Below are 23,996 nucleotides of genomic sequence, written 5' to 3'. Positions count from 1 at the left end.
AGCGCCTCCCACAAGGCCGCGACACCGTCCGTAGGGCGGGTGCAACCCGCCACCCAGAGAGACCGAGCGACCCAATGACGCATCCCTTCAAACCCGCCTGGTGGCTCCCCAGCCCGCACCTGCAGACACTGTGGAACCCCTTATGCCGCAAACCGCCGCCGCTCGATCGGCAGCGCGAACGGCTGTGGCTGGATGATGGCGACTTTCTCGATCTCGACTGGCACGGCCCGCACGATGCCCAGGCGCCGCTGGTGCTGGTGCTGCACGGCCTGACCGGCAGCTCCCATTCACTCTACGTGCTCGGTCTGCAACAAGCGCTGGCCACACGCGGCTGGGCCAGCGTGGCGCTGAACTGGCGGGGCTGTTCCGGTGAGCCCAATCTGCTGCCGCGCGGTTATCACTCCGGTGCCAGCGAGGATCTGGCATCGGCGGTCGCGCATCTACGCGCGCAACGGCCAATGGCGCCGCTGTACGCCGTGGGTTATTCGCTGGGCGGCAACGTGCTGCTCAAATACCTGGGGGAAAACGGCGCGCAAAGCCAACTGCAAGGCGCCGTGGCGGTGTCGGTGCCGTTTCGTCTGGATCAGTGCGCCGACCGCATCGGCCTGGGCTTCTCGCGGGTCTACCAGGCGCACTTCATGCGCGAGATGGTCGCCTACGTGCACAACAAGCAGCGCTTGTTCGCCGAGAGCGGCCAGGGCGAGCGTCTGTCGGTACTGGAGCGTCTCGGCCCGCTGGACGGCATGCGTACGTTCTGGGATTTCGACGGACGCATCACCGCACCGCTGCACGGCTTCGCCGATGCCCATGACTACTACCGGCGCGCCTCCAGCCGCTACTACCTGGGCGCGATCCGTACCCCTACGCTGATCATCCAGGCCGAAGACGACCCGTTCATCTTCCGTCACAGCCTGCCCGAGCCGCACGAGCTGGCACCCGGCACCACCTTCGAACTGCACACCCAAGGCGGCCATGTCGGCTTCGTCGAAGGCAGTCTGCGCCGCCCAGGCTATTACCTAGAGCGGCGTATTCCACAATGGTTGGGCAACCTCACTTAAATCACGGGGTGGCGACTTTCTCTGGCATTGCCGAGGAGTGGTGCTGAAGAATCTTCCACTGACCATCGACCTTCTCGTAAACGAAGGTGTAACGCGCCTGCACATTACGCACCGTACCGCCCTGATTCAGAGCGAAGGTATATACCCCCGAGTCGACGGCCGTGTCCGAGCTGAGCTGACGAATCTCACGGTAGTTGATGGTGCCGACCGGCTTGGCCTGCAGGAAATGATCGAAATAGTCTTTGATCGCCTCATGGCCTACACGAACGCGATTCGATACCGTGGGCAGCAGCACCGCATCATCGGCGTACAGGGCGGTGACCTTGGCCGAATCCCCCGTCTGCAGGGCCGCGTTCCAGCGTTCGAACAGACTGGCGATTTCCTGATCCTGGGCGCTACTCGGCGCAGCCGCCACTCCCGTGTAGACATAAGGCGCTTCGGCGGCATAAGCCTGCGGCAGGGCCAGGGCGAACAGCAGGGCACAGGTACTGAGCAAAGGTTTCAACATGGTCGAGTCTCCGGCAATTGAAAAGAGGTGCCGTGAGGCGACACCTTGGTGCTTAGCATGCGATCAACCCTGCGCCGCAACATCGGCCAGGTGGGGTAAGTGGCCTATGCCAAGTGGCAGATGCCAAGAGACGTTCGAGCCATTAGCCTGCGCCGTCGCATGAGGCGCATTTCGTGGAGGCGTAGATGCAGCAAACCCCACCCGACAGCGTGCTGGCCCTGCGCGCCGACTACCGCCAAGCGCAAAGCCGCGCCGCACGCCTACGCCTTTTGGTGGAAAGCGGTCGCCTGCTCAATACGCTGCCAGCCGCAGAAAGTGGCGCCCTGGCGCTGCAACGGGCCTGTAGCTTCTGCGCCATGGATGGCGGCGTGCTGCTACAAGGCACGACACTGTGCGCAGGCTTCGGCCCCAGCGCCTTGCAAGAACAGCTCGCCACCCTGTCCTGGCAAGACGCCGCGCACGTGCTCGAAGCGCCCCTGCAACAGGTGCCACTGGCGTTGTGCCTGCCCTTGTATGCAACCTCCGGCGAGCCATTCGGCGCCATGCTGCTGGGCAACGCCAGCGTCATGCCCCACCCCGATGCCGAAGACCTCGAAGCCCTGCAACTGCTCGCCACCCTGCTGGCCGCCCACCTGCAGAACAGCCAACTGCTGAAGGCCCTCAGCGTGCGCGAACGCACCATGTCAGAGCTGGTACACCGGCAGATGACCGCCCAGGAAGACGAGCGCGCACGCGTGGCCTATGACCTGCACGACGGCCTGGCACAAACCCTGGCCGGCCTGCACCAACGCCTGCAGGGCTTCGCCCAGCACCGCGACCTCAACGCCGAATTGCACACCGCACTGGCGCCCATCCTGCAACTGGCCCAACGCAGCATGGGCGAAACACGCCAGGCCATCAGCGGGCTGCGCCCTACCCTGCTCGATGACTTCGGCCTGGCCCCTGCGCTCGACCGCGAGCTGGATCGTCTGCGCAGCCAGGGGCGCAGGGTGCAATGGCGACACCGCGACACACAGCGCCTGCGCCCGGCGGTAGAAATCGCCCTGTTTCGCATCGGCCAGGAAGCCATCAACAACATCTGCAAGCACACCACCAGCGGCGCGGTCAGCCTGGATCTGAGCCTCGACGGCGAGACTGCGCAACTGTGCGTAGAGGATCGCGGCCCTGGCTTCATCATCAGCGCCCAAGCGGCATCTCGCGAAGGCGGCATCGGCCTGGTGGCCATGCGCGAACGCTGCCTGCTACTGGACGGTCAATTCACCTGTCACAGCCAACCTGGCCAGGGCACGCGCCTGTGCGCCAGCATTCCACGGGCACTGCCCACTGAGGAGCCCGTATGAACGAACCCATCCGCTTGCTGCTCGCCGATGACCATGAGGTAACCCGCGCCGGTTTCGCCGCCATGCTCGCCGACTGCCCCGAGTTCAGCATCGTTGGCCAGGCCGAGGACGGACAGCAGGCGCTGGAGCTGTGCGAACGCCTGAACCCACATATCGCCATCCTCGACATTCGCATGCCGGTGCTCAACGGGCTGGTCACTGCACGCCTGCTGAACGAGCGCCTGCCGGCAATCAAGGTGCTGCTGTTCACCATGTACGACAGCCCCGACCATCTGGAGGCGGCGATCAGCGCCGGCGCCGTCGGCTACCTGCTCAAAGATGCCAGCCGCCAGGAGGTGATCGACGGCCTGCGCCAAGTGGCAGCCGGGCAGAACGCGCTCAATGGCAAGGTCAGCGCGCAATTGCTACGCCGCGTGGTCGAACGCAGCCAGAGCGGCATGGCCAGCAGCACGCTCACCCCACGCGAGCGCCAGGTGCTCGGGCTGATCGCAGGCGGCTTCACCAACCGTGAGATAGGCGAAAAGCTTGGCATCACCACCGGCACCGCCAAGGCGCATGTCGAGCGAGTCATCGGCAAACTGGGCGTTAGCGATCGCACTCAGGCCGCCGTGCAGGGCATGGCCCTGGGCCTGGTGGCACCCACGGAGCACAAGGCGTGAAAAGCCTGACCACACGCTGGACTGACAGGCCGCTGCGCAGCAAGAGCTTGGTGATCATCGCCTTGCCGCTGGCGATTCTGCTGATCTCGCTGGTGCTGGTTTACACCACCGAGCGGCAGACCTCACGGGTCGAGGACGATGTGCGCCGAGCGTTGCGCGTGCAGGGCGATGTGCAAGCCGTGCACAGCCTGCTGGCCGAAGCAGCCGCCAGTGTGCGCGGCTACCTGCTGACCCGCCGTGACGACTTCCTGCCGTCCTATACCAGCGCCGTGGAGCGTATCGACAGCGCCCTGCGCCGCCTCGACAAGGACATCCGCGATCCGCAAATGCGTGCCAACCTGCAACGCCTGCGCCCACTTATCGTCATCAAGCTGCAAGGGCTGGAAGAGCTCAAACACCTGGCCAGTGGTGACGATCGCGCGGCCATGACCTCGATTCTGGTCGACAACAAACACGTGCTCGACGAGTTGCGTGAGGTCATCCGACAGATGCTCGAACGCGAGCAGACCCTGCTCGACGAGCGCAACGCAGAAGCCAGCGCCGTGCGCTCCCGCATGCTCCTGGCCACGGCCCTGGCCGCTACCTTCGGCGTGCTGGGTGCCCTGCTCGCGGTGATGCTGCTGTCTACCGGCATCGTCCACCGGGTGCAGCAGGTCGAACGCAATGCGCGGCGCCTGGCCCTGGGCCAACCGCTGATTCCGCATGTACCCGCCGCCGATGAAATCGGCCAACTCGCCAGCAGCCTGGAAGAAGCCGGGCAACTCCTGGCCGAGCGTGAGCGAGCCCTGCGCGACAACGAGGAGCGCCTGCGCCTGATCATCGACGGGGTCAAGGAATACGGGATTTTCGGCCTCGATCCCAACGGCCACGTCACCTCCTGGAACACTGGCGCCGAACGGATCAAGGGCTACAGCGAAACGGACATCCTGGGCCGCCACTTCTCCCTCTTCTACCCGCCCCAGGCACGCGAAACGGCGCCCTACAAGGCGCTGCAGGTGGCCACCCGCGAGGGGCGCTACGAGGAAGAGGCCTGGCGCCAGCGCCGCGATGGTTCGCTGTTCTGGGCCAACGTGGTGATAACCGCTCAGCGCGATGCCAGCGGCACCTTGCGCGGATTCTCCAAGATCACCCGCGACATCACCGACCGCCGCAACGCCGAAATCGCCCTGCGTACCGCGCGCGAAGAAGCGGAAAACGCCAGCCGTGCGAAAAGCGAGTTTCTCTCACGCATGAGCCACGAGTTGCGCACCCCACTGAACTCCATTCTCGGCTTCGCCCAACTGCTGGAGATGGATCAGGTCACCCCGGCACAGCAGGCGCAGATCCGCCATATCCTGCGTGCCGGGCGGCATCTGCTGGGGCTGATCAACGAAGTGCTGGACATCGCCCGCATCGAGTCAGGGCGTCTGGCGCTAAGCCCAGAACCCCTGGCGCTATGGCCGCTGTTGCAGGAAGTCAGCCTGCTGTTGTCACCACAGGCCGACAGCGCGGGCATCAGCCTGCACCTACCACCAGCCGTCCCTGCGGCGCTCAGCGTGCAAGCCGACCGCCAGCGTCTGGTGCAGGTGCTGCTCAACCTGCTGTCCAACGCAATCAAGTACAACCACCGTGGCGGTTATGTGCAGATACAGGTACAGCCCCAGGCCGATGCCGTCACGCTGAGCGTCATCGACAACGGCCAGGGTATCGCGTCCGAAGATTTGCAGCGTCTGTTCACTCCTTTCGAACGCCTGGGCGCCGCCAGCAGCGAAGTCGAGGGCACCGGCCTAGGCCTGGCCTTGAGCAAGAGCCTGCTGGAACAGATGGATGGCAGCCTCAGCCTGCACAGCACTCCCGGCCAGGGCAGCACATTCAGCCTGACGCTGCCTCGCGCACAGGCCGAAGAAGCCCAACCCTCTGCAGCGCAGGCGCCTGCCAGGCTGGCGGCCAACACGCTCGCGGCCCCAGAGCAGACACTGCGCGTACTGTGCATCGAAGACAATCTATCGAGCCTGGCGCTGATCGAAACCCTGCTGGCGCGCTGGCCGACCGTCCAGGTCATTTCCGCCATGCAAGGGCAACTGGGCCTGGATCTAGCCTGGCAGCACCGCCCGGAAGTGATTCTGCTGGATCTCGACCTGCCCGACCTCTCCGGCCAGGAGGTGCTCAAACGCCTGCGCCTGAACCCCAGCACCCGCACCACCCCGGTTCTGCTGATCACTGCCGACGTCAGCGCCAGCACCCAGCGCGACCTGCTGCAAGTCGGAGCGACCGCCGTGCTCAGCAAACCCTTGCACGTTCCGACCTTTCTCAGCACCTTACGTCAGCATCTGGATGCGGCCAAACCCGCACCGACACCTTCACTCGGAGCCTGAGCATGGCCGACCAAGATCCTGCCGACGACTTTCGCATTCTGGTAATCGACGATCAGCCCGCCAACCTGGAGTTGGTCGAACAACTCTTGGCGCGCGAAGGCCTGCATAACGTGCTCACCTGCACCGACCCGCACCAGGCGCTGGCCCTGTTCAGCAGCTTCGAGCCGGATCTGGTGATTCTGGATCTGCACATGCCCGGCCTGGACGGCTTTGCCGTACTCGAACAACTGCAGCGGCGTATTCCTGCCGACGACTACCTGCCAATTCTGGTGCTCACCGCCGATGCCACCCGCGAAGCTCGGCTCAGGGCGCTGGCCCTCGGTGCGCGTGACTTCATCAGCAAACCACTGGACGCCATCGAGACCCTGCTACGGGTATGGAACCTGCTGGAAACCCGCGCGCTCTATCGCCAGTTACGCCGCCTGAGCCCTGACCAACACCCCCTGCCAGCTAGGCCCGTAAGGCTGGGTCGACAGGCTTGATAGCAACCTTTCACAGCACCTGAGCCAGCGGCACATGCAAGCGCTCGTACAGCGCCTCGACCGCCTCACGGGCTGACGGCGCGATGTACCCGCCCTCCAGCGCCAGTAGCTGGTAGATCCCCCGACGCAGCATGTCCTGGCTGAGATTGTCCGGGCTGGCACCGGCGGTGCAGAGAAAACGCACCCAGGAGGTCATGATGATCCAGGCGTTGAGCGTCAGCGCCTCGATTTGCGTCGGCGTCATCAGCAAGATGCCGGCCTCGACGAAGCCCTGATAAATCGACTGCGCCCCTGCCAGGCAGCGCCGGGCGAAAGCGCGATAGCGCTCGGCCAGTTCGGCGTCGGCTTCGAGCAGGTGCTCCAGATCACGATGAAGGAAGCGGTAGTGCCACATCGCCGCCAGCAGCGCCTCCAGATAGAAAGTCTTGTCCTGCACGGTCAGGGCGCGGCCCTCGGGCAGCCGCAGAAAGCTGTCGACATGCGCTTCGTACTGCGCGAACAGCTCGCCGATGATCACCTGCTTGTTGCGAAAGTGGTAATACAGATTGCCTGGTGAAATCCCCAGGTGCGCGGCGATATGGTTGGTGGTGACGTTGCGCTCGCCCTGGCTGTTGAACAGCGCCAGGCTCTCGGCAACGATGCGGTCGCGGGTCTTGGGTGGCGCCATGACGCAGCTCGGCCTCAACTTCAAAAGTGACAAAGGTACAGGCGCAGCCGCACGGACGTTACCCCTGCGAGCTTGCCAGACGCCTGCTCGGGCAGGCGCGTGCTATCTGGTTTGACAGATTAGAGTAATTACTCTAAAAATCCAGCACCACCCGCAAGCAGCCTGCTGCAACATCGAGGAACCCCCATGGTCGCCGACATTGCCCATTTGCAGCACAGCCAACAGCAGATCAACGCGCTGCACGACACCTTGGCCTTGCAGCGCGCCGCCTTTGCCGCCAATCCGATGCCATCGGCCGAGCAGCGCCTACAGTGGCTCAAAGCACTCAGCGAGCTGCTGAACCAGCAGCAAGACGCCCTGGTCGCTGCGATCAGCGCAGACTTCAGCAATCGCAGCGCCGATGAAACACTGCTCGCCGAGTTGATGCCGAGTCTGCATGGCATCCATTACGCGAGCAAACGCCTCAAGAAGTGGATGAAACCCTCGCGGCGCCGGGTCGGCTTGGCCTTCATGCCGGCGTCGGCCAAGGTCATCTACCAGCCGTTGGGCGTGGTCGGCATCATCGTGCCGTGGAACTACCCGCTGTTTCTCGCCATCGGCCCGCTGACCGGCGCACTGGCCGCCGGCAACCGGGTGATGATCAAGATGAGCGAGTCCACCCCGGCCACCTCGCAACTGGTCAAGGATCTGCTGGCGCGCATCTTCCCCGAGGATCTGGTCAGCGTGGTGCTCGGCGAGGCGGAAGTCGGCATGGCTTTCTCCAAGCTGCCACTCGACCACCTGCTGTTCACCGGTGCCACCAACATCGGCAAACACGTCATGCGCGCCGCCGCCGAGAACCTGACCCCGGTAACCCTGGAGCTGGGAGGCAAGTCACCGGCCATCATTAGCGCCGACGTGCCGCTGGCGGACGCTGCCGAGCGCATCGCCTTCGGCAAGACGCTCAATGCCGGGCAAACCTGCGTGGCGCCGGACTACGTGCTGGTGCCGCGCAACCGCGTCGAGGGCTTTGTCAGCGCCTATCGCGAAGCGGTGCAGCGCTTCTACCCGACGCTTGCGGACAACCCGGACTACACCGCGATCATCAACGAACGCCAACTGGCACGCCTCAATGGCTACCTGCAGGACGCCCAGGCCAAGGGCGCGCGCGTCGTCGCGCTGCATCCCGAAGCCCAGGGCCGACGTCTGCCGCAAAGCCTGGTGCTGGACGTCAATGACGATATGACGCTGATGCAGGAAGAAATTTTCGGCCCGCTGCTGCCGGTGGTGCCCTACGAGCGCCTGGAAGACGCCTTCGCCTACATCAACGCACGACCACGCCCACTGGCGCTGTATTACTTCGGCTATGACAAGCGCGAGCAACAGCGCGTACTGCACGAGACCCACTCCGGCGGCGTATGCCTGAACGACACCCTGCTGCACGTGGCCCAGGACGACATGCCGTTCGGCGGCGTTGGCCCTTCCGGCATGGGCCATTACCACGGTCACGAAGGCTTCCTGACCTTCAGCAAGGCCAAGGGCGTGTTCATCAAACAGCGTTTCAACGTCGCGCGGCTGATCTACCCGCCCTATGGCAAGGCGCTGCAGAAGTTGGTCTACAGGTTATTCGTCCGCTGACCCGCGCGGGCCTGGCCCGCTCTACGCCTGGTGATAACAACAATGAACGACACCACCCTCGACACCCAACACCTGTCGCGCCGCCACCTGCTCAAGGTCGGCCTACTGGGCACCGCACTGCTCAGCACAGCCGGGCTGACCGCCACCCTCAGCGGCTATGCAGAGGCTGCACCAGCCCAGGGCTATCTGCTGCTACGCCGCAATGATCTGCCATTTCTGCGCGCGCTGATCCCGGTCATCCTGGCCGACGCCGTCAGCGCCGAGCAGATGGTGCAGGCGCTCGACGCAACCCTACACAGCCTCGACAGCAGCCTGGCGCACCTGTCGCCGGAAATTGCGCAACGCATCATGCAACTGTTCGATCTGCTGGCCATGCCCATCAGTCGCGGCCCGCTGACCGGTGTGTGGGGCGACTGGAGCAACGCCAGTGCCGCAGAGGTCGGCAACTTTTTGCACCGCTGGCAAGACAGCCGCCTGGATATGCTGCGCATGGGCCACGCCGCGCTGCTGAAGCTGGTGCTGATGGCCTGGTATGCGCGCCCCGAAGCCTGGGCCCTGTGCGGCTACCCCGGCCCGCCAGCCGTATAGCGACTCGCTTCAGCCCACCAACAGCGGCTGACCTTGGTGGGCTGAAGCCGCCCCTACAACCGAATCTCACACGGGATATGGGCTGTTTGTGTAGGAGCGGATTCATCCGCGATCAGGGCGAGCGCCAAGCTCGTGACTACAGACGGCCCGACGACAAGAGACGACAAGAAGAGAAGGTGAAATGCCTGTACCCGATCTGTTCAAACAAGGCCTGGCCAGGGGGTGGAAAACCCATGACGGCTCACGCCTGGAAAACGACCTGACCCTGGAAGCCGACGTCGCCATCGTCGGAAGCGGCGCAGGCGGCGGTACCACGGCAGAGATTCTCAGCGCCGCCGGTTACAAAGTGCTGCTGATCGAGGAAGGCCCGCTCAAGACCAGCGACGACTTCAAGATGCAGGAAAGCGCAGCCTACTCGGCGCTCTATCAGGAAGGTGGTGGCCGGGTGAGCAAGGATGGCGCCATCGCCATTCTGCAAGGCCGCGCCGTTGGCGGCACCACCCTGGTCAACTGGACCAGCAGCTTCCGCACGCCGCCACAGACGCTGGCGCACTGGGCCGACGCACATAACGTGCACGGCCACGACGCCGAATCGATGGCGCCCTGGTTCGAGAAAATGGAGCAACGCCTGGGCGTGGCCCCCTGGATGGTGCCGGCCAATGCCAACAACGAGGTGATCGCCAAAGGCTGCGACAAGCTCGGCTATCACTGGGCGGTGATCCCTCGCAACGTGCGTGGCTGCTGGAATCTCGGCTACTGCGGCATGGGCTGCCCGACCAACGCCAAGCAATCGATGCTGGTCACCACCATCCCCAGCACCCTGGACGCAGGTGGCGAGTTGCTCTACCTGGCCCGCGCCGACAAATTGCTGATCGAAGGCGACCAGGTCATCGGCCTCGACTGCCTGGGCATGGACGCGCGCAGCGTGGCCCCCAACGGCAAGCGTATTCGCGTCAAGGCCCGGCATTACGTGCTGGCCGGTGGCGGCATCAATACCCCCGGCATCCTGCTGCGTTCCAGCGCCCCCGACCCGCACAAGCGCGTCGGCCGCCGCACTTACCTGCATCTGGTGAACTTCTGCGCCGCGCAGTTCGAGCAAGCCATCAACCCCTTCTACGGCGCTCCACAATCGCTGTATTGCGACCACTTTCAGTGGGATGACGGCGTGACCGGACGGCTCTCCTACAAACTGGAAGTACCGCCGCTGCACCCTGGCCTGAGCGCCACCCTGCTCGGTGATTTCGGCCAGGCAAATGCCCAGCGCATGGCGCAATTGCCGCATACCCACATGATGCTCGCCCTGCTGCGCGACGGTTTTCACCCTGACAGCGCCGAGGGCCGCGTGGAACTGCGCAGTGACGGCAGCCCGGTACTCGACTACCCCATGACCGACTACACCTGGGATGGCGTGCGCCGGGCGTTTCTGAGCATGGCCGAAGTGCAGTTCGCCGCTGGCGCCAAGGCAGTGATGCCGATTCACAGCGACGCCCGCTTCGTCAGCACCTGGCGCGCAGCACAGGCCATGATCGACAACCTCGACCTGGCGCTACACCGCACACGCCTGGGTAGCGCACACGTCATGGGTGGCTGCGCCATGGGTGAAGATCCACGGCAGGCCGTGGTCGACAGCCTCGGTCGCCACCACCAGCTCGGCAACCTATCGATCCACGACGGTTCACTATTTCCCACCAGCATCGGCGCCAACCCGCAGTTGTCGATCTATGCGCTGACAGCGAAACTCGCCACGCACCTGATCGAACGACTGAGAAGCCCGAGTTAGAGCCGTAAACACGAATCTTAAAGATACAGCCCATCCCCACAGCTTGGCCGCCGGGGTGGGCTGCGCTACCATCCGACTCCTTTTCGACCCGCCAGGATGTCCCGATGAATCGAGTGTTATACCCCGGCACCTTCGACCCCATCACCAAAGGCCATGGTGATCTGGTCGAGCGCGCTGCACGTTTGTTCGATCACGTGATCATCGCCGTCGCCGCCAGCCCCAAGAAAAACCCGCTGTTCCCGCTGGAACAACGCGTCGAGCTAGCCCGTGAGGTCACCAAGCACCTGCCCAACGTCGAAGTGGTGGGTTTCTCCACGCTGCTGGCGCATTTCGCCAAGGAACAGGGCGCCAATGTCTTTCTACGTGGCCTGCGCGCGGTGTCGGACTTCGAGTACGAATTTCAACTGGCCAACATGAACCGCCAGTTGGCACCCGATGTGGAAAGCCTGTTCCTTACTCCGTCGGAAAAATACTCCTTCATCTCCTCCACCCTGGTGCGCGAGATCGCAGCGCTGGGCGGCGATATCAGCAAATTCGTCCACCCAGCCGTAGCCGACGCTCTCACCACGCGGTTTCGCAAGGCCTGAATGACGCCGTGGGAGGCGCTTTAGCGGCGACTGTCGTGGCTCCGCCTACATGGAGCCTGCGCCCAAAGTGCCCCACACACCTACAGGCGAGCCCTGCCCGACAAGCACGGGCGCATGACACACAGCGCAGCAATCCGGCACAATTGCCCCCATTGTTGCCTGCCAGTGTCCCGGCCCCGCCTGGACAGGAGTTGCTTTCATGTCCCTGATCATCACCGACGACTGCATCAACTGCGACGTCTGCGAACCCGAGTGCCCGAACGGCGCCATCTCGCAAGGCGAGGAGATCTACGTCATCGACCCCAACCTGTGCACCGAATGCGTTGGCCACTACGACGAGCCGCAGTGCCAGCAAGTGTGCCCGGTTGACTGCATCCCGCTCGACGCGAACAACGTCGAAAGCCGCGACGAGCTGATGCACAAATACCGCATCATCACCGGCAAGGCCTGACCCGGCACAGCACGATACAGGCAGCGGCTGCGCCCAAGGGCGCAGCAAGGCTGCTAAGCTGGACGCCCCTTCATCGCCTCCGGTAGATCGCATGCTGCGCAAACTCCTGCTATCGACCCTGCTGCTCGGCGCCAGCCTGCTGGCCCAGGCCGCGCCCAATCAAGCCGCCGTCGCCACCGCCCATCCCGCAGCGACCGCTGCTGCTGAAAAGATCCTCGCCGCCGGTGGCAACGCCTTCGATGCCGCCGTCGCCGCCAGCGCAGCCCTGGCGGTGGTCGAGCCCTATGGCTCAGGCCTCGGTGGCGGCGGTTTCTTCCTGCTACGCACGACGGGCGACACGCCTCGCTATGACTTTATCGACGCCCGCGAACGCGCCCCGCTGCAAGCCAAACCAGATATGTACGCCCGCGACGGCCAGGTGCAACGTGAGCTGTCGCTCAATGGCGCCCTCGCTGCCGCCATCCCCGGCTTACCGGCAGCCCTGGTGGAACTGGCTGAACACCACGGCCGCCTGCCACTGAAAACCAGCCTGGCGCCTGCCATTGCCTTGGCCCGCGAAGGTTTCGCCATCGACCGCGTGTACCGCGAGCGCGCCACCTGGCGCCTGGCCGCGCTGCGCGATGATCCGGAAAGTGCGCGCCTGTTCCTCAACCAGGGAGAAGTCCCCGCCGAAGGTTATCTGTTGCGCCAGCCGGAACTGGCCACCACCCTGCAGGCGCTGGCTGACCATGGGCGCGCCGGCTTTTACTACGGCGCCCAGGCCGAACGCCTGGTCGACGGCGTGCGCCGCGCCGGCGGGATCTGGACGATGGACGATCTGCGCGGCTATCACGTGGTCAGCCGTGCGCCTCTGCGCTTCACCCTGGAAGATGGTCACGAATTGATCAGTGCCCCGCCGCCATCGGCCGGTGGCGTAGCCCTGGCGCAAAGCCTGGGCATCCTCGAACAACTGCCCTGGCGAGATGCCGAGCCTGTGCAACGCGTGCATTACGTGGTCGAAGCCTTGCGCCGCGCCTACCGTGACCGCGCACTGTTGGGCGATCCCGATTTCATCAAGAACCCGCTGCAGGACATGCTCTCGCCCGGCCACCTGGCCGTGCTGGCAGGCAGCATCGACCCGCAGCAAGCCACACCCAGCTCCAGCCTGCCACCGGCCGGCACCTGGCACGAAGGCGATCACACCACCCACTTCGCCGTGCTCGACAGCGAAGGCAACGCGGTGGCCGCCACCCTGTCGGTCAACCTGCCGTTCGGCGCCGCCTTCACCGTGCCCGGCACCGGCGTGCTGCTCAACGACGAGATGGACGACTTCGCAGCGGACGTCAACGGTGCCAACGCCTACGGTCTGGCAGGCAGCCAGGCCAATGTCATCGCCGGCGGCAAACGCCCACTGTCGTCGATGAGCCCGAGCTTTCTCGAAAGCACCGACGAGTTCGCCGCCTTCGGCACGCCTGGGGGCAGTCGCATTCCGAGCATGGTGCTGCTGTCGATGCTGCAATACCTCGACGGCCAGCCCGTCGAAAGCTGGCCAGCCGTGGCGCGCTACCATCACCAGTTCCTGCCCGACATGATCGAGCATGAGCCGGATACCTTCAGCCCTGAGCAGATTGCCGAGCTGCAAAAGCGTGGTTATCAGCTCAAGCGCCTGGATAGGCAGTACGGCAATCAGCAGGTGCTGCTGTGGGACAAGGCCAGCGGCGAGGTGCAGGCCGCCAGCGATCCGCGCGGCATCGGCACGGCAACGCCGTAACCCCGATGCAATCCGGGGAAATGCCCAGCCCCAAAGTCCCGGATTGCACCCTGCCTACGAGGGCCTGATCAGTCTCTCGTCTTCATCTCCAAAGCGGCGCAACTCGCGGAACAGCGCCTGCTCATCACCCAGCATCAGCACATTGCGCAGGCTCTGAAAGATGCGGCTGACATAGCCCACATCGTTCATCAGCGAGCTGGTCTGCAAACCATCCAGGCGGCCATTGCGCACCTCGGCGAACAGACGCTGGCGGAACTTCGCATCGAAGTTCGCCGCCTGCTCATCGAGCCAGGCCAGGCGCGAACGCCAGGTCTGCTCCGGTAGATCGGCACGGGCCAGGTCACGCAGCTCATGGAGCATCGACAGCAGATGGCGGCGCAATTCGACATAGGCGCTGCGCGCGGCTGAATCGGGTTCATCGAGGTAATGGCCAAGATTCTTCTGCAGGTGCTTGGCGTCCTTCACCGCATCCACCAGTTGCAGCGCCGCCAGTTGGCAACTGACCCAAAACTGCTGGTGCGCTTCATCCATCGGCAGCTCCATGCGCCCCATGAAGCTCAGCAGATCGCCATAAACACCCTTGATATGAAACTGGTACAGGTGCTCCGCATCGAAGCCGCCCTGCGCGGGTTTGTCGTGCAGCAGGCGATCATCCGCCCGCGCACGCGCCAACTGATCCACCGGCAGGTAGAGGGCATGGCAGATCACCTCCAGGCTCAGGCGGCCAAGGTGCCCCAGCTCCTGCACCACCGCGACGGAGGCCGACTCCACCGAATCCAACGCGCGATCATTGAGGTAGCGCGCACGGGTACGCTTCGGCTCACTGGCTAGCACCGGCGCAAGCTCGGTAATCAGCACCTGCGGCTCGACCCGCTCCGGTAGCCATTGAATCAGCTTCTGCGCCAATTGCCGTTGCAACGGCCAGAACAGCATTACCCCCATGGCATTGAACAAGGTATGGAACATAGCCAACTGCATCAGGCTGTTATCCCCCAGCCCAAATGGTGCGGCCAGAGCATGCACCAGCCAGGTCATGGGTTCGAGCAGAACGAACGCCAAGACCCCGGTTACCAGGTTGAAGACCACATGCGCCAGCGCCAGGCGCTGGCCGCTGCGGTTACCGCCCAAGGAGCCAACGAACGCCGTGGTGACACTACTGCCGACGTTCGAGCCGATGGCAATGGCCAGGCTCTGAGCAAGCTCCAACTGCCCGGCGGCCAGCGCCGCCAGGGTCAGCATCAGAGTGGCATGGCTGGACTGCAGCACCACAGTGATGGCCATGCCAATACCGATGAACAGCAACGCGCCGAGGATGCCGTCGGCATGCAGTTGGGTCATGTCCAAACCGTCGCCGAAGCTGGCGAAACCTTCCTTGATCTGATCGATACCAAGAAAGATGAAGGCGATACCCAGCACGATCCGCCCGGCCGCCTTGCTCCGTGAGCCGAAAAAACCAGCCAGCACACCGAACACCAACAGCGGCAGCGCCAACGGGCTGAGGCTGAGGTTCTGCCCGGCCATGGCCAGCAACCAGATGCCACTGGTGGCGCCGAGATTGGCACCGAAGAGGATGGCGATACCGCCCGCCAACTGGATCAAACCCGCACTGATAAAGGCGATGGTCAGCAAGGACACCAGCGTACTGGACTGCAGCAACAAGGTACCGCCAACGCCGAACAGCAAGCTCTTGAACGCAGTGGCGGTGCTGCGTCCGAGAATCTGCTCAAGCTTGCTGCCGGCCAACTGCCGCAGCCCCTCTTCGAGGCACTGCATGCCGAACAGGAATATCGCTAGACCGGCGCAGAGCTGCAACCATCCGCGACTGAACCAGAAAGAGGCAATCAGCCCCACCACAACCAGGGCCAGCATGACACCGCGCAGGTATTTCATGATCACCGTTTCATCCTTTTAGCGGTGTACAGAGAGGGCGTTTGATCTCCCAGCAACGGCCCTCAAACGCAAACGGCCCCTCGCCTATGAAGGCGAGAGGCCGCATGATCGATCCGTGTGAATCAGTCTTGCTTGTAGCCGCTGCTGGTGCAACCCAGGCAGCGTACGAAGGCTTCACGCCCAGGCTCGACCACCATGGCTTGAGCGGCCTCACCGACATTACCGCCCAGTGCGGTGAACGGCAGGCTGACGATAAAACCGACGGTGCCAATGGCGGTGGCGGTAATCAGTAATGGCCGGGCAAATACCAAATCACCGAGCATGGCATAACCCTTGGGCGCCTCGACGGTGTAGAGCGGATCGCCACTGGCATTCTGCTGCACCACTTCCGCCTGGATCGGCAGTGCCAGCAAGCCAGAGGTCAAAGCCAGGACAGCAGCGGTTGAGCGGAACGCTTTCATGAATCGATCCTTAGGTTAGTCGCAACGGTGCCAGTAACTATAACAGCGCCTTGGCAATTGTCAGCGTGATCGCCGTCAATCGCCGTGAAAAGCGCACTCCGGTTTTTTCGCCTCGAACGGACGGAAAAAAGCCAACATGGCGGCCAGATCGGCCTGCTCATCACCGGTGGGATAAAAGGTTGGGCCAATCACCACACGACGATTGCGATAATCCACGGCGCCCATCACGATCGGCACGCCCGCGCCACGTGCGATGTGGTAGAAGCCCATCTTCCAGCGCTCCACCTTCTTGCGCGTACCTTCGGGCGAGAGCACCAAAATGAACTCCCGGTTCTCGCGAAACGCCTGAACGGCCTGTTCCACGGTGTTGCGCTGGCGATCACGGCGAATGGCAATGCCGCCCCAGGCCCGCATCAGACCACCGAATGGCCAGCGGAAGATACTGTGCTTGCCGAACCAGCGCGCATTCAGACGCAGCACGAACTTCAGCGCAATGAAAATCACGAAGTCCCAGTTGGAGGTGTGGTGAGCGCCGATGGCGACGAACTTATCGAGTTTGGGAAACTCACCCTCGATCCGCCAGCCCATGAGTTTCAACACGCTACGCCCCAGCCATTCGGCCAGCGGGTTAGGCGGCAAGTAATTACCGGACATTTAATACCTTCGGTTTCTTGTTTTATGCCGTAAGGCGGGTGCAACCCGCCATTGGCCTTTGGCGGGTTGCACCCGCCCTACGGTTCGCCCGCCAACAGTTTTTCAGCGCTGACATTTGGGGCAGTAAACACTTGCCCGCTGGCCCAGCTTGACCTCGCGCAACGTGCTGCCACAGACCTTGCAGAACTCACCGCCACGCCCGTAAGCGAACAGCTCCTGTTGGAAGTAGCCGGGCTGACCATCGCCGCCGACGAAGTCTCGCAGCGTGGTACCACCACGCTCGATGGCATGGGCCAGGATGCGCTTGATCTCCTCCGCCAGGCGCAGGTAACGCGCCCGCGAAATCGAGCCTGCCTCACGACGCGGATCGATCCCCGCCGCGAACAGCGCCTCGGTGGCGTAGATATTGCCCACCCCGACCACCACGGCGTTATCCATGATGAAGGGCTTAACCGCCATACTGCGCGCGCGCGATAGCTGGAACAGTCGCTCACCGTCGAACGATCCGCCCAACGGTTCAGGGCCAAGTTTGCTGAGTAGCTCATGGCGCAGCGGATCGTCACTCCACAGCAGCGCGCCAAACCGGCGTGGGTCGGTGTAGCGCAGTGCCAGACCGGACTCCAGCTCGATGTCCACATGCTCGTGCTTGGCCGCCGCCAGGCCACACTCGACCAGGCGCAAACTGCCGGACATGCCCAGGTGGCTGATCAGGCTGCCCACCTCGGCCTTGATCAGCAGGTACTTGGCACGGCGTTCCACGCGCTCGATACGCTGCCCGGACAGGCGCACATCCAGATCTTCAGGGATCGGCCAGCGCAAACGGCGTTCGCGCACGATCACGCGGCTCACGCGCTGCCCTTCAAGATAGGGCGCGATACCGCGACGAGTGGTTTCGACTTCGGGTAATTCAGGCATGCGGGCAGGACTGTGAAACGACGGTGCGCAACCTTAGCAGGATTGCCGGTGAGCGATAAGCCGGGCTGCGGCGGTTACATGACCGCCAGATCGCGAATGCTCTCACGCAGGTTCTCGAAGTCATACTCTGACAGCCCCACGTACTCCAGAATCAGCGACGAGATATACGGCCATTTCATATCAGTGCTTTGCCCGCCAATGACGCGGTAGGTCTCGCAGATGTATTCGGCCATTTTGAGAATGGCCAGCAGCGTCTTGAGCCGGGCATCACGCCCGGACTCATCCCTGAAGATGGTCAGGGCGTTGTGATGATTCGCGATCACCTCGCAAATGTGCTCCGGCAAGCGCCAGGAGCGCGCCGTGAAATAGCCCACCACGGCATGGTTGGTATTGAGAATCTGGTTCTCGGTATCGACCACGCGGCACTCATCACTGGCACGGGCATACGCCTCTTCGAGCACCTGCATGTAATCCGGGAAGCGCTTGAGCATCAGGGGCACGCCGCAGTCATGAAACAGCCCCAGGCTGTAAGCTTCATCGGGCGAGTCATAGCCCAGCCGCTTGGCCAGCGTCAGACAGGTCATGGCCACATCCTGAGCACTGTCCCAGAAACGGTTCAGGGTAATGATCGCCTCATCGCTCAACTCACCCTTGATCGACTGTGCGTTGATCAGGTTGATCACCGTATTGCAGCCCAACAGGTTCACCGCCTGCTGGATGGAAACGATGCGATTGGCCAGGCCGAAGTGCGGCGAGTTGACGATTTTCAGCAACGCGCCGGACAGCCCTGGGTCCTGACTGATCAGCTTGGCGATAGCCTTCAAATCAGGATCAGGCATGTACTGCTCCATCTGCAGATCGACCATGATCTGAGGCTGCGGCGGTACGCTGATGCCCTGCAGAATCTGCTGAATCTGCTCGGACGTGAGTTCGTAGGTCATGGAAAAAGATCGGGCGCAATGAAGTGAGATTTATCGCACAGTTTAGACAATGCTGACGCTCTATCGCATGTAACTTTTTACCCCAACGACGGCTGACACGAGCGGCTATAATCCCGCTCTTTTTACCCGCCGGAGCACCACGCCATGTCTTCCCTGCCCAGCCTGCGCCTGAAAGCCAACGCCGACCGACGCCTGCGCGCCGGTCACCTGTGGGTCTACAGCAACGAGATCGATGTTACCGCTACGCCTTTGCACGGTTTTGCCGTCGGCGATCAAGCCATCCTCGAAGCCGCTGGCGGCAAGCCGCTGGGCATCGTCGCCATGAGCCCGAACAACCTGATCTGCGCCCGCCTGCTGTCGCGCGATCTCAAGCATGAGCTGGACAAGTCGCTGCTGGTGCACCGCCTCAACGTCTGCCTGTCGCTGCGCGAGCGTCTGTTCACTCAGCCCTGCTATCGCCTGGTGTATGGCGACTCCGACCTGCTGCCAGGTCTGGTGGTCGACCGTTTCTTCGACATCCTCGTGGTGCAACTGGCCTCGGCCACCATGGAGCGGCACAAGGATGATGTACTGGCCGCGCTGATCCAGGTGCTCAAGCCCAGCGGCATCCTGCTCAAGAACGACTCCAGCGCCCGCGATGCCGAAGGCCTGGAACGCTACGTGGAAACCGCCTACGGCCAGGTGCCGGAGTGGGTCGCCCTGGAAGAGAACGGCGTGAAGTTCGAGGCGCCGGTGATCGAAGGGCAGAAAACCGGCTGGTTCTATGACCACCGCATGAACCGGGCGCGCCTGGCGCCCTATGTACAGGGCAAGCGTGTGCTCGACCTGTTCAGCTACATCGGCGGCTGGGGCGTGCAGGCGGCGGCCTTCGGCGCCAGCGAGGTGTTCTGCGTCGATGCCTCGGCCTTCGCCCTCGACGGCGTCGAGCGCAACGCCGCGCTCAACGGCCTGGCCGAGAAGGTCACCTGCGTCGAGGGCGACGCCTTTGCCGCCCTGCGTGAACTCAAGGCGGCCGAGGAGCGCTTCGACGTGGTCATCGCCGACCCACCCGCTTTCATCAAACGCAAGAAGGACATCAAGAACGGTGAAGCGGCCTACCGTCGCCTCAACGAGATGGCCATGCGTATGCTCAACAAAGACGGCATCCTGGTCAGCGCCAGTTGCTCGATGCACCTGGCCGAGGACAGCCTGCACCAGATTCTGCTGCAAAGCGCCCGTCACCTGGACCGCAACATCCAGCTACTGGAGCGCGGGGCACAAGGCCCGGATCACCCGGAACACATGGCCATCCCGGAAACACGCTACATCAAAAGCCTGACCGTTCGTCTGTTACCGAACAGTTAACCCAGAGGCACCCTGTCGAGCACGCTCGACAGGTGCCGTAACGCGCCAACAGCGAGCTACAAGCGCTACAGGCGTCCGAGACAAGCGCCAACCCGTCGCAAACACCCTTGCACATACGCTCACTTACCCGCGCAAAACCGCCTCCCCCCCTGTAGACACAGGGGGTATGGACGATATGCTAAGTCCTCCTCTCAACCGAGCCAGCATCATGACCACAGCCGCCCGAAGGGGGATTGGGTGCCTGATCGTCAAGGTACTCGCTCCCCCCGCCAATGCAGCGCACACGACAGCCACTCGACAGCGTTGCGGCAATAACGACGACTCGCCGCGACGCATTTGACGCTACGTCAGTACCTAGCGTCGAAACCGCTGAGCGAAATCTTGCAGGCCTCTGCTCTAAGAGACCGGCCACGATCAAGAGTCATCTGCTGCCCAGCACAAGTCGAGATGCCGCGTTTAGCACCTGCTGTGAATAGCCCTGGGAGAGCTTTACACCCTTTACGCCTTGCAGCGGCCAGTCCACAAGATCAGCCGCCCCAAAAAAGAGAAGAGCCAACATGAATACTGCAACGACGCTCTCAACCACACTTGCACCCTCTCACCACCAACATCACGAGGATGAAGCCTGTCCTAATTGCCAACCCCATATTGCTAGAGCTCGTGCACTTGCACGCCTTAAAGAACGCAAGCGCATCGCCCGCGAACTGCACGACGAGCTAGGCCAACAACTGACGGCTCTGTTACAGGGGCTAGGCGTGCTGCGCATTCACCTGGATCGCGAACGCCCAGCACTACTCAAGCAGCTCGAACGCCTCTGCTCCATCACACGGGGTGCAATCGATAGCGTTCGCGACATACCCAACGGGGCGCCCCCTCGGCACGCACAGGACTTGCACAACGCACTCGAAGCACTCGTCGAAGACTTTCGCCAACTAGCGGCCATCGACTGCCGTTACCATGCTCCCCCGCAGGGTATCGATCTGGATAAGGAGCGCGCAGCCCACCTGTATCGCATCGTGCAGGAGTCGCTGACCAACACCCTGCGCCACGCCAATGCCAGCCGCGCACAAGTCACCCTGGCCCAGCGCGAGAACGATTACATCCTGGAGATATTCGACGACGGTCAGGGTTTCGCCTTGAACGACATCCTGCCCGACTCCAATGGCCTCTCAGGCATGCGTGAGCGCGGACGCCAACTCGGCGGCCCGGTCATCGTGTTCAGCCACCCAGGACAGGGCACCATTATCCAAGCCATCTTTCCCATCAGAGTAAATGCCAAGGAAAGCACATGATCAATCTGATGCTCGTCGACGACCACACCATCATGCGTGAAGGGTTGAAGCACATTTTCGAACTCGACAAGGACATCGTCATCAAGGGCGAGGCCGCCAGCGGCTCACAGGCGTTGGAATGCCTGCGCTCATTGCAAGTGGACATGCTGCTGCTGGATATCAACATGCCCGGCCTCAGTGGCGAAGCGCTGGTAGAACGCATCGTGCACCAGCATCCGTGCTTGCCCATCCTGATATTGAGCATGCACAACGACGCCCAAGTGGCCATGCGTGTGCTGCGCTCAGGCGCAGCAGGTTATCTGACCAAGACCCAGTCCCCCGAAACCTTGATCGCGGCGGTGAAAAAGGTCGGCGCCGGTGGGCGCTACATCGATCCAGACCTGCTCGAACAGATTGCCCTGAGCAGCCTCAAACGACAGAGCAACCGCGGCCTCGACAGCCTGACCAACCGGGAGTTCCAGATCATGCGCCTGCTGGCGGACGGGCTGAGCGTCAATCAGATCGCTGAGCAATTGATGATCAGCAATAAAACCGTCAGCACGCATAAGATTAATCTGATGGAAAAAATGGCCTTTTCCAATAATGCCGAACTGATCAAGTACGCCGCAGGCATCCAAGAGCCTTATACGCACTAAGGATATTCTGAGCGATTCAAAGGCGCTTTACGCATGCTAAATCCAGCTTAGCCCGATGCCCCAGGCGTGATGGCTAATGCATGCTGCGAGCGGTCGATGGAACACGCATTGAGTCCTTTAGGGGGCCTCTCGCCGACCCCGTTCCGCGGCCATTAGAGCCCATCTGTCGCGGAGCCCAAACGTGCGCGATCACGCCTCTACAACTGCCCCTTTGCTGATACTGCTCTGCGGCCTGACCTCGACCCTTACCGTCGGGCTAGGCTGGTTCGCTCTGACGCCTGCGTTGCTCGCCCTGCTGCTCGCAGGCGCAGCGTTCATGCTGCTCAGCAAACGCACCGCCGCACCCGCACAGGCCGTGCTCGACGAACACGTCGGCAGTGCAGCGCAACCAGCCCATGATCTGGAAGCACTGTGCGAGAAAACCCTGCCCGTCTGGACACAGCAGATCGAAGCAGCACGCACGCACAGTGAAGAAGCCATCAGCTTACTCAGCGAACGCTTCGCCAATCTCGCTGTGCGTATCCAGCAAAGCCTTGGCAATGGCCCCGAGCGCGAGGCCGGCAACCGCCTGGTCGCCCTGCTTTCCACCAGCCAGCACGAACTCGACATGATCATCATGGCCCTGCGTGAAGCGCTGGCCAGCAAAGAGTCACTGCTCAAGGAAGTGATGCAGCTCTCAAGCTTCACCGACCAGCTTCAGGCCATGGCGCAAGAAGTTGCAGATATCGCCAAGCAAACCAATCTGCTGGCGCTCAATGCTGCCATCGAGGCCGCCCGAGCGGGCGAAAGCGGCCGTGGCTTCGCCGTGGTCGCCGATGAGGTGCGCAAGCTCTCGTCGCTATCGGGCGAGACCGGCCAACGCATCGGCGAAACCGTGAATATCGTCAACAGCGCCATTCACAAGACGCTGAGCATTTCCCAGGAATACGCCAATACCGACGCGCAGACCCTGAACAACGCCAGCGAAGTCATCAACGGCGTGATTACCCGCTTCCATCACAGCGCCAGCGGCATCGTCAGCCATAACGAAGCTATGCGCAGCCAGAGCGAGAGCGTCGCTCAGGACATCGCCGAGGTGCTGGTCGCCCTGCAGTTTCAGGATCGCATCAGCCAGATGCTCGGCCATGTGCGCGGTGACCTGGACAAACTGCACCTGCACATAGACGAACGCCAACGCCAGCGCGCCGCGGGCGAGGCACCAGCAGAGCTGGACAGCGAACACTGGCTACGAGAGCTGGCGCAGACCTACACCATGCCCGAGCAGTACGACATTCACCGAGGCGACGCGCCCGGCAAACGCAACGATTCTGAAATCACTTTCTTCTGAGGTTACCCATGGGCAAGACCGTACTCATCGTCGACGACTCGGCATCCATTCGCCAGGTGGTGAGCATCACGCTCAAAGGTGCCGGCTACGACGTAATCGAGGGATGCGACGGCAAGGATGCCCTGAAAAAACTCGATGGCCGCAAGGTGCACCTGATCATCAGCGACGTGAACATGCCCAACATGGACGGCATCACCTTCGTCAAAAACGTCAAGCAATTGCCGGCCTACAAGTTCACCCCAGTGATCATGCTCACCACCGAGGCAGGCGAAGCGAAGAAGGAAGAAGGCCGCGCTGCAGGCGCTAAGGCCTGGGTGGTCAAGCCCTTCCAGCCGGCCCAGATGCTCACGGCAGTCTCCAAGCTGATCCTGCCATGAGCCAAGCGCCTGGCGAGAACCTCTATCGCATCCTGCCACTGGAAGGCGGCCTGACCATTTACAGCGTCAGCGAGAACATGAGCCTGCTGATGCGCGCGCTGGCCCCCAGTGCAGAAGTGGAACTCGACCTCTCGGCGCTCGACGAAATCGACTGCGCCGGCCTGCAACTGCTGGTGCTGACCAAGCAGGAAGCCGAACGCCAGGGCTGCCAGCTGCGACTGAGTCATCACAGTCCGGCCGTCATAGATGCCTTCGAACTCTCTGGCCTGGCGTCCTTCTTCGGCGACCCCATCCTGATCAAACCCAGCGGCGAGTGACA

At 62.8% G+C, this 23,996-nt stretch carries 24 protein-coding genes; 17 read left to right on the top strand and 7 right to left on the bottom strand.

Annotated features, from left to right (window positions below; translation table 11 throughout):
* Nucleotides 1-74 precede the first annotated feature (74 nt).
* On the top strand, nucleotides 75-1,058 hold the full coding sequence (locus tag AERO9A_RS05230) for a hydrolase (protein WP_159970872.1): 984 nt from the start codon (nucleotides 75-77) through the stop codon (nucleotides 1,056-1,058).
* Between the two features lies 1 nt (nucleotide 1,059).
* On the opposite strand, the gene AERO9A_RS05225 is transcribed toward AERO9A_RS05230, so the two are convergent.
* Entirely contained in the window at nucleotides 1,060-1,566 is a 507-nt protein-coding gene (locus tag AERO9A_RS05225) for an SgcJ/EcaC family oxidoreductase (protein WP_159970871.1), read from the bottom strand.
* A 185-nt stretch (nucleotides 1,567-1,751) separates the two neighbouring features.
* On the opposite strand from AERO9A_RS05225, the gene AERO9A_RS05220 reads away from it, so the two are divergent.
* From AERO9A_RS05220 to AERO9A_RS05205, 4 genes are read left to right on the top strand one after another with little or no spacing between them, the layout of a single operon-like run.
* The gene (locus AERO9A_RS05220; protein ID WP_159970870.1) at nucleotides 1,752-2,906 is read left to right on the top strand and encodes a sensor histidine kinase; all 1,155 of its coding nucleotides are present in this window, start codon (nucleotides 1,752-1,754) and stop codon (nucleotides 2,904-2,906) included.
* Nucleotides 2,903-3,565 carry a response regulator transcription factor gene (locus tag AERO9A_RS05215; RefSeq protein WP_159970869.1) on the top strand — a complete coding sequence of 221 codons (663 nt, stop codon included), beginning with the start codon at nucleotides 2,903-2,905 and terminating at the stop codon, nucleotides 3,563-3,565. The genes AERO9A_RS05220 and AERO9A_RS05215 overlap by 4 nt, the downstream gene beginning before the upstream one ends.
* Nucleotides 3,562-5,919 (top strand): ATP-binding protein, encoded by a 2,358-nt coding sequence (locus AERO9A_RS05210; RefSeq protein WP_159970868.1) that lies wholly within the window; start codon nucleotides 3,562-3,564, stop codon nucleotides 5,917-5,919. The genes AERO9A_RS05215 and AERO9A_RS05210 overlap by 4 nt, the downstream gene beginning before the upstream one ends.
* 2 nt (nucleotides 5,920-5,921) lie before the next feature.
* Entirely contained in the window at nucleotides 5,922-6,401 is a 480-nt protein-coding gene (locus AERO9A_RS05205) for a response regulator (RefSeq protein WP_159970867.1), read from the top strand.
* Nucleotides 6,402-6,411: 10 nt separating this feature from the next.
* Here AERO9A_RS05205 and AERO9A_RS05200 read toward each other — a convergent pair whose 3' ends face one another.
* Nucleotides 6,412-7,068, bottom strand: coding sequence for a TetR/AcrR family transcriptional regulator (locus AERO9A_RS05200; protein ID WP_159970866.1), 657 nt, complete (start codon nucleotides 7,066-7,068; stop codon nucleotides 6,412-6,414).
* A gap of 186 nt (nucleotides 7,069-7,254) precedes the next feature.
* Here AERO9A_RS05200 and AERO9A_RS05195 point away from each other — a divergent pair, with 186 nt between their 5' ends.
* The 6 genes from AERO9A_RS05195 (at nucleotide 7,255) to ggt (ending at nucleotide 13,841) form a co-directional block, all read left to right on the top strand.
* Nucleotides 7,255-8,685: a coniferyl aldehyde dehydrogenase gene (locus AERO9A_RS05195; RefSeq protein ID WP_159970865.1), complete on the top strand. Its 1,431-nt coding sequence runs from the start codon at nucleotides 7,255-7,257 to the stop codon at nucleotides 8,683-8,685.
* Nucleotides 8,686-8,727: 42 nt separating this feature from the next.
* The gene (locus AERO9A_RS05190; RefSeq protein WP_159970864.1) at nucleotides 8,728-9,273 is read left to right on the top strand and encodes a twin-arginine translocation pathway signal protein; all 546 of its coding nucleotides are present in this window, start codon (nucleotides 8,728-8,730) and stop codon (nucleotides 9,271-9,273) included.
* 181 nt (nucleotides 9,274-9,454) lie between these two features.
* The gene (locus AERO9A_RS05185) at nucleotides 9,455-11,053 is read left to right on the top strand and encodes a GMC family oxidoreductase (RefSeq protein WP_159970863.1); all 1,599 of its coding nucleotides are present in this window, start codon (nucleotides 9,455-9,457) and stop codon (nucleotides 11,051-11,053) included.
* Nucleotides 11,054-11,157: 104 nt separating this feature from the next.
* Nucleotides 11,158-11,640: a pantetheine-phosphate adenylyltransferase gene (gene coaD / locus AERO9A_RS05180; protein WP_159970862.1), complete on the top strand. Its 483-nt coding sequence runs from the start codon at nucleotides 11,158-11,160 to the stop codon at nucleotides 11,638-11,640.
* Between the two features lie 199 nt (nucleotides 11,641-11,839).
* Nucleotides 11,840-12,091 (top strand): YfhL family 4Fe-4S dicluster ferredoxin, encoded by a 252-nt coding sequence (locus AERO9A_RS05175; protein ID WP_159970861.1) that lies wholly within the window; start codon nucleotides 11,840-11,842, stop codon nucleotides 12,089-12,091.
* 91 nt (nucleotides 12,092-12,182) lie between these two features.
* Nucleotides 12,183-13,841, top strand: a complete 1,659-nt coding sequence (ggt, locus tag AERO9A_RS05170) for a gamma-glutamyltransferase (protein ID WP_159970860.1) — start codon at nucleotides 12,183-12,185, stop codon at nucleotides 13,839-13,841.
* Nucleotides 13,842-13,895: 54 nt separating this feature from the next.
* Here ggt and AERO9A_RS05165 read toward each other — a convergent pair whose 3' ends face one another.
* The 5 genes from AERO9A_RS05165 to AERO9A_RS05145 all read right to left on the bottom strand — a co-directional run bounded on the left by AERO9A_RS05165 (nucleotide 13,896) and on the right by AERO9A_RS05145 (nucleotide 18,702).
* The gene (locus tag AERO9A_RS05165) at nucleotides 13,896-15,731 is read right to left on the bottom strand and encodes a Na/Pi cotransporter family protein (protein WP_159970859.1); all 1,836 of its coding nucleotides are present in this window, start codon (nucleotides 15,729-15,731) and stop codon (nucleotides 13,896-13,898) included.
* A gap of 122 nt (nucleotides 15,732-15,853) precedes the next feature.
* Complete coding sequence (locus AERO9A_RS05160) at nucleotides 15,854-16,192, bottom strand: multidrug transporter (protein ID WP_159970858.1); 339 nt, start codon at nucleotides 16,190-16,192, stop codon at nucleotides 15,854-15,856.
* Nucleotides 16,193-16,267: 75 nt separating this feature from the next.
* On the bottom strand, nucleotides 16,268-16,846 hold the full coding sequence (locus AERO9A_RS05155) for a lysophospholipid acyltransferase family protein (RefSeq protein ID WP_159970857.1): 579 nt from the start codon (nucleotides 16,844-16,846) through the stop codon (nucleotides 16,268-16,270).
* Between the two features lie 102 nt (nucleotides 16,847-16,948).
* A complete protein-coding gene (gene mutM, locus AERO9A_RS05150; RefSeq protein ID WP_159970856.1) occupies nucleotides 16,949-17,761 on the bottom strand; it encodes a bifunctional DNA-formamidopyrimidine glycosylase/DNA-(apurinic or apyrimidinic site) lyase in 813 nt (270 codons plus the stop codon).
* Between the two features lie 74 nt (nucleotides 17,762-17,835).
* Nucleotides 17,836-18,702, bottom strand: a complete 867-nt coding sequence (locus tag AERO9A_RS05145) for an HDOD domain-containing protein (protein ID WP_159970855.1) — start codon at nucleotides 18,700-18,702, stop codon at nucleotides 17,836-17,838.
* 144 nt (nucleotides 18,703-18,846) lie between these two features.
* Here AERO9A_RS05145 and AERO9A_RS05140 point away from each other — a divergent pair, with 144 nt between their 5' ends.
* From AERO9A_RS05140 to AERO9A_RS05115, 6 genes are all read left to right on the top strand, one after another.
* Nucleotides 18,847-20,046 carry a class I SAM-dependent rRNA methyltransferase gene (locus AERO9A_RS05140; RefSeq protein WP_159970854.1) on the top strand — a complete coding sequence of 400 codons (1,200 nt, stop codon included), beginning with the start codon at nucleotides 18,847-18,849 and terminating at the stop codon, nucleotides 20,044-20,046.
* Between the two features lie 557 nt (nucleotides 20,047-20,603).
* The gene (locus AERO9A_RS05135) at nucleotides 20,604-21,338 is read left to right on the top strand and encodes a sensor histidine kinase (RefSeq protein ID WP_159970853.1); all 735 of its coding nucleotides are present in this window, start codon (nucleotides 20,604-20,606) and stop codon (nucleotides 21,336-21,338) included.
* The gene (locus AERO9A_RS05130; protein ID WP_159970852.1) at nucleotides 21,335-21,973 is read left to right on the top strand and encodes a response regulator transcription factor; all 639 of its coding nucleotides are present in this window, start codon (nucleotides 21,335-21,337) and stop codon (nucleotides 21,971-21,973) included. The genes AERO9A_RS05135 and AERO9A_RS05130 overlap by 4 nt, the downstream gene beginning before the upstream one ends.
* 316 nt (nucleotides 21,974-22,289) lie before the next feature.
* Complete coding sequence (locus AERO9A_RS05125) at nucleotides 22,290-23,300, top strand: methyl-accepting chemotaxis protein (RefSeq protein WP_159971631.1); 1,011 nt, start codon at nucleotides 22,290-22,292, stop codon at nucleotides 23,298-23,300.
* 8 nt (nucleotides 23,301-23,308) lie between these two features.
* Nucleotides 23,309-23,677, top strand: coding sequence for a response regulator (locus AERO9A_RS05120; RefSeq protein WP_159970851.1), 369 nt, complete (start codon nucleotides 23,309-23,311; stop codon nucleotides 23,675-23,677).
* On the top strand, nucleotides 23,674-23,994 hold the full coding sequence (locus AERO9A_RS05115; protein WP_159970850.1) for a lipid asymmetry maintenance protein MlaB: 321 nt from the start codon (nucleotides 23,674-23,676) through the stop codon (nucleotides 23,992-23,994). The genes AERO9A_RS05120 and AERO9A_RS05115 overlap by 4 nt, the downstream gene beginning before the upstream one ends.
* Nucleotides 23,995-23,996 lie beyond the last annotated feature (2 nt).

The organism is Pseudomonas sp. 8Z (genome assembly GCF_902506535.1).
GTDB lineage: Bacteria > Pseudomonadota > Gammaproteobacteria > Pseudomonadales > Pseudomonadaceae > Aquipseudomonas.
The sequence above is the reverse complement of the archived record's forward strand: the minus strand, read 5'-3'. Positions and strand labels throughout refer to the sequence as shown.